The organism is Halalkalibacter akibai JCM 9157 (assembly GCF_000513135.1).
In the GTDB taxonomy this organism is placed as follows: Bacteria; Bacillota; Bacilli; order Bacillales; family Bacillaceae_D; genus Halalkalibacter; species Halalkalibacter akibai.
This window is the reverse complement of the sequence record NZ_BAUV01000076.1, coordinates 1-11,389: the sequence shown is the minus strand read 5'-3', so window position 1 is coordinate 11,389 and position 11,389 is coordinate 1. Positions and strand designations below refer to the sequence as shown.

The following is an 11,389-nucleotide window of genomic DNA, read 5'->3' as shown; positions in this document are numbered from 1 at the left end:
GTAAAGGAAAGTGAAAAAGTCACAAACTAAAGTCGGATAATTCAAAATAATAAGAAAGAGGAGTTGGTTAGTATGAAAAAAACAGCTAAAAAAATTATCGTATCTGGGTTAGTAGTTTCAAGTTTGATGGTCGGGGCAACGGTTGGTGCGAGTAGTGAAAAAGCTGAGTTAATGAAAGCAAACGTAGTTAAATTTTTTGGGAGCCCCACTTCCACTATTTCAAGTTCAGTCGCCATTCCGCATAATTATAATACATTGTATTTTAGTGGTACAGTTCCGAGTGTAATAAATCGCAATGGAGCTACTCTTTATGAGCGTTATGGTGATACGGAAACACAAGCTATCTCTATCTTAGAGAAATTCAAAGTAGATTTAGAGTCAAAGGGGCTCTCGATGTCTGATATTACATATCTTCGTGTTTATGTAGTTCCTGATCCTGCGCTAGACGGAAAAATTGATTATGATGGTTGGTTTAGAGCTTACGCAAAATATTTTAACACAAAAGAAAACCCTGTTAAAACGGCACGTTCAACAGTTGGGGTGGAAGGCTTAGTTCATTCTGATTGGTTAATTGAGATTGAAGCCGAAGTGGCGTATAAAGGTGGAAAATAAAATAACTAGAAAAGAGAGGAGAGATCACAATGTTTCATAATATTGGGGTACCAGGGTTAATTTTAATTCTTATTATAGCGCTAGTCATTTTCGGACCATCCAAATTACCTGAAATAGGACGAGCTTTTGGTAGAACATTAACGGAATTTAAAAGTGCAACAAAGGATTTAGTATCAGGAGAAACAGAGGAGGACACTAAATCAAAAGATGTAAGAAATTAAGCCATTAATAGAGAAGATGTAAACCTCTGTTTACATCTTCTTCTTAGTAGTCTTATAAAAAAGATTATAACTTGAATTACGAAACAAAAGAGCTTCTTATCTTTAATAGGAAGGTGTGATTGTAGTGGAAAATGGAATGCAGTTAGAAGGTCATCTTGAAGAACTTAGAAAACGGCTTATATGGACTCTTGTCACTTTTATTATATGTATGTGTATCGGTTTTATTTTTGTAGAGAATATTTATAATTGGATAATTCAAACGGCAAATCAAGAATTAACCATTCTAGGTCCTAGTGATATTCTATGGATTTATTTTGTTTTAGCTGGCTCTTTTGCTATTGTTGCAACAACTCCGATTGCCTTATTCCAGGTTTGGAAATTTATTAAGCCAGCTATCTCAAACGATGAAAGAAAAGCGGTTATGCTCTTTTTCCCCGCCGTTCTCTTATGTTTTTTAGCGGGCATTGCATTCGGTTACTTTCTCTTATTCCCTAGTGTTTTTTCTTTTTTGAATTCACTTGCAACGGATCAATTAAATACGATGTATACGGCTGAGAAGTACTTTAAATTTTTGTTGCATTTAACATTACCAATTGGACTTTTATTCGAAATGCCTATTATCATTATGCTTTTAACTAGACTCGGAATATTAAATCCTTTCATGTTAACGAATTCTCGGAAAGTGGCTTATGTTGTCTTAACGGTGATCTCGACACTTGTTACACCTCCAGACTTTATATCAGCAATTATTGTTATGGCCCCATTAATATTACTATATGAAGTAAGCGTTTCTATTTCAAAAGTGGTTTATAAAAAAAGGTTAACTGGTCTCAAGCAGGCTAGTTAAAAGGGTTATCCTAAAGGGTCTTTATTTGACCTTTTAGAATAACCCTTCAGTTTTATTTGCAAAGACTGTAAATTCCTTTGATATACGTATAAATACTATGATTTCCTGAAAGTGTTTCAGTTTGAAGACCAAAAGAATGATCCTTTAACACATGTTTGTATTGCCACGTACGATCTGTATAAGGGCAATAAATCGTTTCGGGTGGAAGCAATGGAACAATATCAAATACATTTACGTAACGATTACTTTCTTTTAAGTTCACATTATAAGAATCAGCAAAAAGTGGATCGCCAACACGTGGACTTGCGAAGGTGTAGCAGGTTACATCAGTGTAAACAGTAGACAAATCAAGAGCACATAATGTTGCGAGAGCACCACCTAAACTGTGTCCTGTAACAATAATTGGTTTATGACTAACTTTCTGTTTCATACTATTATAAATAGCTTCTCGACAAGATTCATAGATAGTTAAAAAGCCTTCGTGAACAAAACCAGAAGGTGAGTAAGGGAATGGTACTTGAGACACTTCCGCATCGACAATCCAATCTGGATCTGATTCTGTACCACGAAATGCAATTATTATGTTACGTTTGGATTCAAGTATAAAACCGAACCATTCCTCTTCATCTAATGCAATCGCTTTAAAAGTAGATATGATTTTATATCCTTTTGGTACAGTAAAAGGACCATCGTTTTCAAATTGTTTGTAGGTTTGTAAACAGCAATGAGCAAGAAACAAGGGTAGTTTTCGTTTATCTTGTTGGATCATAGTCGTACCTCCTTAGGTGCCATGATCTATGTATATGTGCTTGAGGTAGTCTTGGATTCTTAATTCGTTAAGTCTGTCAAAAAATAGCGAAAAATTGATAAGAAGAGTGCTTGTAAGTCTTGATTTATTTAATTCAAGTTACTAAATAGTCTGAAAATATTTGAAGTCTTTACTACCTTATGGTAATATAATATGTAGTTACCAGCGGAACATAAATCTACTGGATAGGGACGGTTTTTGTCCGAGTGGGCCAAAAAAAGACCCTGTCTATTTTTACGTTTAATTTTGTTCTGTAAGGGAATAGAGAGAGAAATTGGATTAGGAGGCTAGTTTAGATGATCGATGTAGCAGATAAGAATCAACTTCTACGAAACGATGTAAAAAAACTGGGGAACATTTTAGGTGAAATCCTTGTTCATCATGGTGGGATCTCTTTATTACATAAAGTAGAGACGATTAGAGAATTAACAAAAGATTTAAGAAAAGATTTTAGCGAGGATTCTTATAAAAAGTTAAAAGAAGAGATCGCATCTCTTGAACCGCCAACGCGTTCACAAGTGATTCGGGCATTTTCTATTTACTTTCATTTAGTTAATATGGCAGAGCAAAACCATCGTATTCGCCGTAGACGGGAGTATCAACTGCAAGAAGATGGTGTGGTGCAGCCAGTGTCAATCGAAAGTGCTGTACTTTCGATTAAAGAAGGTCAATACTCTGATGATGTGATTCAACAAGTACTGAATGATCTTTCAATTGAATTAATCATTACAGCACATCCAACAGAAGCAACAAAGCGTACCGTTCTTGAGATTCAAAAGAGAATTTCTGCTATTCTTCAAGCTTTGGATAATCCAATGTTAACGAAGAAGGAAAGAAAAGATTTAGATGAAAGTCTGTTTAATGATGTAACGGCTTTATGGCAAACAGATGAATTACGCCAGCGCAAACCAACGGTTATTGATGAAGTGAAAAATGGTCTTTACTACTTTAATGAAACGTTATTTGATGCCCTACCTAGTATCCATCAAGAACTTGAGGATCAGTTAGAGGAGTATTTCCCTGAGAATAACTGGAAAGTACCTAACTTCTTGCATTTCGGTTCTTGGATTGGTGGAGACCGTGATGGTAACCCAAATGTTACACCAGAAATCACATGGGAAACACTAAAGTTACAACGTAAAGTTGCTTTAGAAAAATATGATGAGGCAATTGTTGATTTAATGAAGCGTTTTAGTCAATCTACGACTAGAGTTTCGTTAGATGAAGAGTTGGTTAAGTCAGTTGAGCAAGAGGAAATAACATATATGGCTGAAGATGAAAAATGGCCAGTTAAATCCGAGGTGTATCGTCGTAAATTTGCCATAATGCTTAAGCGTATTCGTGAGGTAGGTAAATCGGACATGGGCTACCTTGCTGCTGAAGAGTTAGAGCAAGATTTAGTTCAAGTTAAAAATAGCGTAGAGAAACACCAACCGTCGCACCATAAATTAAAAACAATTCGCAAAGTAATCAGACAAGTGCAATTATTCGGTTTTCATTTAGCGACGCTTGATATTAGGAATCATAGTGGAGAGCACGAAGCGGCCATTACAGAAATTCTGAAAGTTGTTGGAATTAGTGATAATTATGCCCAATTAACAGAGGAAGAAAAAATAAAAATTCTAGACAATGTACTTCAAGACCCTAGACCTCTTCTTTTGCTAGAAGAAGATTATTCAAAAGAAACTCAAGAAGTTCTAAAAGTATTTAAGATGATCAAGAAAGCTCATGCTGAATTTGGACCTCGTTCAATCGAAGTGTACCTAGTAAGTATGACTCAATCATCAAGTGATCTTCTTGAAGTGCTCGTCTTAGCAAAAGAGGCGGGAATCTATCGGTTGCATGCAGATGGTAAATTAGATAGTGCATTAAATGTCGCGCCACTTCTTGAGACGATTGGTGATTTAGTGGCCGGTCCAGAAATTATGAAAACCCTTTTTGAGATGGATGTGTATCGTAATCACATACAGAAGAGGGGTAATCGCCAAGAAATCATGCTTGGATATTCAGATGGAAGTAAAGACGGTGGAACGTTAACAGCTAACTGGAAACTCTTTAAAGCTCAACAAGAAATCCATAACATGGCACATAATTACGACATTGCCTTAAAGTTTTTCCATGGACGTGGTGGTTCATTAGGTCGCGGAGGCGGTCCTTTGAATCGTAGTATTTTGTCGCAACCTGGTGAAACATTAGGAGACGGTGTGAAAATTACCGAGCAAGGAGAGGTTCTATCTTCTCGTTATTTACTAGAGGATATAGCTTACCGTAATTTGGAACAAGCTGCATCAGCACTACTAGAGGCAACTGCAAAAGTCGCTAATAAAAAATTAGAAAAAGGTCAACTACGTGAAAAAGCGTGGGAAGATGCTATGGAGGATATTTCTTCACACTCTTTGAAAAAGTATCAATCCTTCGTATTTGAAGATAAAGATTTCTTAACGTATTTTAAACAAGCTACGCCACTTCAAGAACTCGGAGCGTTAAATATTGGCTCCAGACCAATGAAGCGTAAAGGGAGTGAGCGGTTTGAAGATTTGCGTGCTATTCCTTGGGTATTTGCTTGGACTCAATCTAGACAAATGATTCCAGCGTGGTATGCAGCTGGTACAGGGTTACAAGCGTTTGCATCTAAAGGACAAGAAAACTTAGAATTGTTGCAAGAAATGTATAAAAATTGGCCTTTTTTCCAATCGACGATAAATAACCTCCAACTTGCTCTAATGAAAGCAGACTTAACAACTGCAAAAGAGTATTTAAATTTAGTTGAAGATCAAACGATTGCAAATAGGATGTTTACTAACATTTCAGATGAGTACAAACGAACTCATGATATGTTGCTTCAAATAACAGGTAACGAACAACTGCTTGATCAAACACCTAATATTAAAGAATCAATTCACAGGAGAAATCCTTACGTGGATCCACTTAACTTCTTACAAGTCGATTTAATTCAAAAGATGAGATCATCTCAAGATGAATCAGAAGAAGTATTGACGGAAGTATTGTTAACGATCAGTGGAATTGCTGCTGGATTAGTTAATACAGGTTGATCAGATAGTCAGTAAAAAATGAATATACACACTCCTTTCAGCTAGAATTGCGAAAAAGGAGTGTGTTTTTATGTATATACTTTCGCTTTATTTATTTAAGAACTATATACAAAATGTACTTTTTATCGTTTTTGTATGACTGCGTTGAATACCTTACATCACGACATAGGGTGAGGGGCTATGAATTGTATCTAGATGTTAGTGTTAATACAGATCAAAGAAGTTAACACTATGTACGAAAGGATTAAGGTGAATAATGACATACATTAAAAAGTTATATTTATCCAATCAAGAACGTAATGTTGAAGTTATCATTCGCAATTATAATCAAGAAGATTTTACTCAACTAATTGCCATTCAAAAAGCTAGTTTTCCTCCTCCGTTCCCGTCTGAACTTTGGTGGAATGAAAAACAACTGCTTAATCATGTTACATTGTTCCCAGAGGGGGCTTTGTGCGTAGAAGTTGAAGGAGAAGTTGTTGGTTCGATGACTAGTTTACTTGTTCAATTTGACCCTACAGAACCTTCGCATACATGGAAAGAAATAACGGACGACGGATATATTACAACTCATGATCCAAATGGAAATACATTGTATGTTGTTGATATATGTGTTCATCCGTCCTTCCGGAAATTAGATTTAGGAAAATGGTTAATGCAGTCCATGTATGAAGTGGTTGTTGAGTTAAAGTTGGATCGTCTACTTGGTGGAGGGAGACTCCCAGGTTACCACAAAGTCGCTGAAAGGATGTCGGCAGACGCTTATTTAAAAGCTGTTTTACAAGGGGACTTAAAAGATCCTGTAACTACTTTTCTTCTTAGATGTGGTCGCACGCCTATTGGAATAATTGCAAATTACTTAGATGACGAGGAATCTCTTGACTATGCTGCATTAATGGAATGGAAAAATCCTTTTAAAAACAAAAAATAGAAACGAGGTATAGTTCATGGAATATAAACAAATAAAAACAACTAAAGATCCTTTATTTACAAAGTTACACAATTTGATGAAAGAAGTTTTTCCTCCTGAGGAGGTACTAGAGTTCGATTTATGGGAAGTGCCATTGCAAGATCCTAGTATTCGTGTATTTGCAGCTGTTCATGAAGGTGAAGTGGTAGGAGTAACTGAATATCGCTATATTAAAGAGCTTCGAGTTGCTATGACGGATTTTACTATTATTGCCAAAGAGGGACTTGGAATCGGGCCGTTTTTGGCAGAGAAAAGACAAGAGGATTTAATACAATTAGCCAAAGACAATCAAATTGATTTAATTGGTATGTTTGCAGAAATTTACGACCCTTATCGTGTAAAAAACCATTCATTCGGTGGAATTAAAGTGATGGATCCATTTGTTCGACGTGAAGTTTTATCGCATCTTGGATATAAGCGCTTAGATTTTCCGTACGTGCATCCAGCTTGGACAAATGAAGGGGAGGCTGTGACTGATTTAGATTTATCTTTTCTTCCTTTCAAAAAGACTATCGATACATTAAAGGCGGATTTTGTCCAAGAGTTCATTACAACGTATTATGAGATTTTATCTAACAAACCGGCGGCTTGGCATAGTATGATAGCCGATTTAAACAAACGTGAAGAAATTTCTCTATTACCTCTATAAGAAGCGGTCCCTTCCTATTGAGTATGGAAGGGGTGTTTTGTATAGTGGAAATAATGCGACGGGTTGAATTGTTATTGGTTGAATCTTCCTGCATCCACAATCTTAAATACTTAAACATTAATGGAAATTGTGTTTTTGACATGTATAATGGTTAATCAGTGAAGAAGTGATGTTTGGTCTTTGTAGAAATGAGGAACAATTGTGTTACAAAATATGTTCGCTAATTTAGCTATTTTAGTTTCATTTATTTTTGTAGGGAGTCAAATTTTAAAAGAGGAAGGACTCTCTTTTAATTCTCCTTTAATGACTAGAGTGTTTGTAGGTATTTTTGCAGGTACTCTTGGTCTGGTTTTGATGAATTATCATTTTGAAGTTAAGGTTGCGTTTATTGATTTAAGGTATATTCCTATTATGGTAGCCTCTTTTTTAGGGGGAGTGCTTCCGGGGCTTATTGCCACGATTATAGTTGCTCTTGGGCGATTATTTTTATTAAATAGTGGAACTTACCCTACGGTTGTAGCAGTGAGTGGTATTGTTTCTATAGGTTTGATAAGTGTTAGTTTATCTCATTGGTTAAGACATTGGCCGAAAAATTACTTGTGGAGTATGTTGACGGGAAATAGTCTCTTGATAGGCAATTTTGTCTTGTATCTATTTACTAAAGATTTTATGATTATGTTCACGATGACCGTCATATTTTTGATTGCCTCTTATGTTGTCTATACTAGTTTGAGTTTTGTGCAAGAGTCAAATAGGCTGTATAGAAAATTTAAAAAAGAATCGGTGCAAGATCCGCTGACGGGCTTAAACAACAAAAGAACTTTTAATGACTTACTAGACAAGTTTATGGACAATCAAGAAGACTTAGCTCTTTTAGTTGTAGATATTGACCACTTTAAAGAAGTGAACGATGTGTATGGACATCTAAGAGGAGATGCTGTACTTAAAAAAGTAGGAACGATTTTAATAGAGAACTCTCGATCTCATGACATCGTCTCAAGGCATGGAGGGGAAGAATTTACTATTCTTCTACCACATTGTACTCAAGAACAAGCACTTGAAATTGGAGAACGGATAAGAAAAACAGTAGAGGACTACGTTATAGAGATAGAAGGTATAAGAATTCAAGTAACGGTTTCGATTGGGATCTCAACCAAGTCTAGCCTAACATTAAACTCAAATCAAATCTTTCAATTTGCTGATGAAGCTTTGTACAGAGCAAAAAACAATGGAAGGAATCGGGTTGAAGTATAATTTCTCATTTAATGTATAAAAAAACTGTCTTATGATGGTTTTTTTTTATTGTATTTTTTCTTTTTTCGTTTACTACTCAAACTTTTCATTTCTTATATATATATGATATATTTAGTCTTCCTAATTAAAAATAAACATAGAGAAGGAGGATAATAGAATTGCAAACAAAATCTATTTCTTTAACTGAAAATATTCAAGTCAATGATGGTTCTCATATCCTGTACTTCTATCAATCTGAAGAGAAATACATAGAAAACTTAATCTCGTTTATTCTCTCTGCTAAACAAATGAATCAACATGTTATCGTTATTGAAAGTTATGAACGGTATAATCACTTATTAGATAGATTAGGAGAAAAATTACAAGGGCTACAACTAGAAGAAATGCTTCATTATAAAAATAATATTGAGTTTTACCAGCTTCATGGCGATTTTAAATTTGAACGCGCTTTAGAAAGTTTTAAAATAGCGGTTCAGCCTTTTGTTAATGAAGAACTTTCTGTCCGTGTATGGGGGAAGGTTTCTTGGAGGGATTTAACTTATTCCCAAGATGGCTTACATAAGTATGAACATGAATGTGATTTAACCGTTAGTGAGATTGGTTATATGACTGTATGTGTGTATGATGGAAATGAAGTTCCGGCAGCTGTTCAAACGGAAATGATGAGAAGTCATCCTTATTTAATGACAGATAGAGATTTAGTGAAATCTTCTCTCTATAACCATAAAGACCATACTGTTTTCCCTTCCTTATCAGCTCAACGTAGCATTGAATCAGAGTTGGATTTTTATCGTCAAAAATTAGATTTTATTCATGTTGTCGCTCATGAGGTTCGTAATCCGCTAACTGTAATTAAATCGTTTGCGACCATATTGAAATCCGAGATCTTCGATAAAGATATCCAAGCTAAGCTAAGTTTAATTGAAGACTATTCTGTTGCCATTGACCACGAAATTCATCATATTATTCAAACGGAACAGATGCTAACAATGGACTCGTTTTGGAAAACGAAACTTATTAAAGTGGTGCCGGCGATGGAAGAAGTAATTGATGTGTTAACGGTAAAAGCTAGAACACAAAATATTCAACTTATCACAGATTTAACCGTTCCTGGTAGCGTGATTATAAATGGAAATCTAATGGGGTTCAAACTTATCATCTCTAATCTACTTAGTAACGCAATCAAGTACAGTTACGAAGGTCAAATGGTTTATATTAAAAGTTTTACGAAAAAAGGAAAAATACATATACATATTAGAGACAATGGAGTGGGTATGAGCAAGGAAGATCTCGCTAAATTATTTCAAAAGTATCAGAAGATAAATCAGGAAGTTGCCGGTCAAGGAATTGGTTTGTTTATGGTTTATCAACTAGTCACTCACTTTAAAGGTGAAATTGATGTCACTAGCGAACGAGATTGCGGTACAGAAGTTAGAGTAACTTTTCCTTTATAAGGCTTTAAAAATATAGCGTGAGTTTATACTTGGTTGCTGTGTGTTTTTGTCGAATTAGGGAGTTCTTTTTGTGTTTATGATGTATCGGGTGTGTACTTTATTAGGGGAGGTAATCTAATAACAAAGTGACAGAATGCTAGTAAAGGAATGGAGTGATTGCTTCATTCCTTTACTGCTTCGTCTAGCGTTTATTTAGATTTACTTTAATATTGGTTTCATAATACTACGTAATACCTCAACTGAATGGTCAAATTTTTGTTTTTCGTCACTTGATAAATTGATTTCTATAATTTGTTTAATGCCATTGCGATTAATTACAGCTGGTACCCCAATATAAATATCTTTTTGCCCGTACTGACCCTCGAGAAATACAGACACAGGAAGGATACTATTCTCATTTTGAAAAATCGCCTTTGTTATACGAACTAAAGACATGCCAATTCCGTAAAAGGTAGCTCCTTTTCTTTCAATAATATCGTATGCCGCATCCCTGACATCCTCGAATATAGCCTCTAGTTGTGCTTTATCATAACGAGTATCTCTTTCTAAAAAGGAATCTAGTTTCTCAACTCCTATTGTAGTATGACTCCATACAGGGAGTTCGGTATCGCCGTGTTCACCTATTATATAGGCATGTATGTTCCTTGGATCAATTTCAAAATAATCCCCAAGCATGTATCTTAAACGTGCAGTGTCTAATGTCGTACCTGAACCGATTACGCGTTCTTTAGGTAAGCCAGATTCTTGCCAAGTAACGTAGGTCATGATGTCAACGGGGTTCGTTGCAACTAAAAAGATGCCATCAAATTGATTTTTCATTACACTCTGAACAATTTCTTTAAAAACTGTGGTGTTTTTGTTTATAAGGTCTAATCTAGTTTCACCGGGCTTTTGCGCTAAGCCGGCTGTAATAACAATTAAATCTGCATCTTTACAATCTTGGTATGATCCTTTCCAAATCTTCATTGCTGAAGGTGCGAAGGGAAGCCCGTGATTTAGATCCATAACTTCTCCCTCAGCACGGAACTCATTTACATCTATTAATACTAGTTCTTCGGCAATACCTTGATTAATAAGGGAATAGGCGTAGCTGCACCCAACTGCTCCGGTTCCGATTAAAATAACTCTATTTACGCGATCTTTCATTATATGCCCTCCTAAATCCTAACTGCATCTAATTCATATATTAAGCCTTTTCTTGTTTTTATATAACATTTAGTTGAGTAAGGAAGCTTTTTTATTTTATTTCTGCTGTTAGAGGAAGAAGGTTTTGATATTTTAATAAAAAAACGAAATTTGTTTGTATTTGTCATTGTTATATGATAAATTAATATATCTCAGCGGAAGCATGCTGAGTTATAAGATAGTTGCATGGAATGATAATTTGTGTTATCTTAATTATTGTCTTTGAAAGAGTGTGAATTTGGATTTGTAATTCTTTTTCAAAAAAGATGTTGCACAGAATTTTTGTTTGTGTTATGATATTAAATGTCGCTGCTGATGAGCGATGAAATAGAGTTC

Annotated in this window: 10 protein-coding genes; 8 read left to right on the top strand and 2 right to left on the bottom strand. The window is 35.3% G+C overall.

From position 1 onward, the window contains the following. The first annotated feature begins 72 nt into the window (after nt 1-72). The 3 genes from JCM9157_RS21680 (at nt 73) to tatC (ending at nt 1,680) form a co-directional block, all read left to right on the top strand. A complete protein-coding gene (locus JCM9157_RS21680; RefSeq protein WP_035668264.1) occupies nt 73-612 on the top strand; it encodes a RidA family protein in 540 nt (179 codons plus the stop codon). 29 nt (nt 613-641) lie between these two features. Beyond that, nucleotides 642-833, top strand: a complete 192-nt coding sequence (locus tag JCM9157_RS21675) for a twin-arginine translocase TatA/TatE family subunit (RefSeq protein ID WP_035668262.1) — start codon at nt 642-644, stop codon at nt 831-833. 136 nt (nt 834-969) lie between these two features. Continuing rightward, nucleotides 970-1,680 carry a twin-arginine translocase subunit TatC gene (gene tatC, locus JCM9157_RS21670; protein WP_035668266.1) on the top strand — a complete coding sequence of 237 codons (711 nt, stop codon included), beginning with the start codon at nt 970-972 and terminating at the stop codon, nt 1,678-1,680. A gap of 52 nt (nt 1,681-1,732) precedes the next feature. Here tatC and JCM9157_RS21665 read toward each other — a convergent pair whose 3' ends face one another. Then, nucleotides 1,733-2,449 (bottom strand): lipase family protein, encoded by a 717-nt coding sequence (locus tag JCM9157_RS21665; protein ID WP_035668260.1) that lies wholly within the window; start codon nt 2,447-2,449, stop codon nt 1,733-1,735. A 335-nt stretch (nt 2,450-2,784) separates the two neighbouring features. Here JCM9157_RS21665 and ppc point away from each other — a divergent pair, with 335 nt between their 5' ends. The 5 genes from ppc (at nt 2,785) to JCM9157_RS21640 (ending at nt 9,868) form a co-directional block, all read left to right on the top strand. Beyond that, nucleotides 2,785-5,541 carry a phosphoenolpyruvate carboxylase gene (gene ppc, locus JCM9157_RS21660; protein WP_035668258.1) on the top strand — a complete coding sequence of 919 codons (2,757 nt, stop codon included), beginning with the start codon at nt 2,785-2,787 and terminating at the stop codon, nt 5,539-5,541. Nucleotides 5,542-5,797: 256 nt separating this feature from the next. Beyond that, on the top strand, nt 5,798-6,472 hold the full coding sequence (locus JCM9157_RS21655; protein WP_035668255.1) for a GNAT family N-acetyltransferase: 675 nt from the start codon (nt 5,798-5,800) through the stop codon (nt 6,470-6,472). A gap of 16 nt (nt 6,473-6,488) precedes the next feature. Next, on the top strand, nt 6,489-7,160 hold the full coding sequence (locus tag JCM9157_RS21650) for a hypothetical protein (RefSeq protein WP_035668252.1): 672 nt from the start codon (nt 6,489-6,491) through the stop codon (nt 7,158-7,160). A 201-nt stretch (nt 7,161-7,361) separates the two neighbouring features. Beyond that, the gene (locus JCM9157_RS21645; RefSeq protein WP_035668250.1) at nt 7,362-8,414 is read left to right on the top strand and encodes a GGDEF domain-containing protein; all 1,053 of its coding nucleotides are present in this window, start codon (nt 7,362-7,364) and stop codon (nt 8,412-8,414) included. Nucleotides 8,415-8,572: 158 nt separating this feature from the next. After that, the gene (locus JCM9157_RS21640) at nt 8,573-9,868 is read left to right on the top strand and encodes an MEDS domain-containing protein (RefSeq protein ID WP_035668247.1); all 1,296 of its coding nucleotides are present in this window, start codon (nt 8,573-8,575) and stop codon (nt 9,866-9,868) included. Between the two features lie 198 nt (nt 9,869-10,066). Here the strand turns inward: JCM9157_RS21640 and JCM9157_RS21635 are convergent, their stop codons facing one another. Beyond that, nucleotides 10,067-11,014, bottom strand: coding sequence for an L-lactate dehydrogenase (locus tag JCM9157_RS21635; RefSeq protein ID WP_035668245.1), 948 nt, complete (start codon nt 11,012-11,014; stop codon nt 10,067-10,069). Nucleotides 11,015-11,389: the final 375 nt, after the last annotated feature.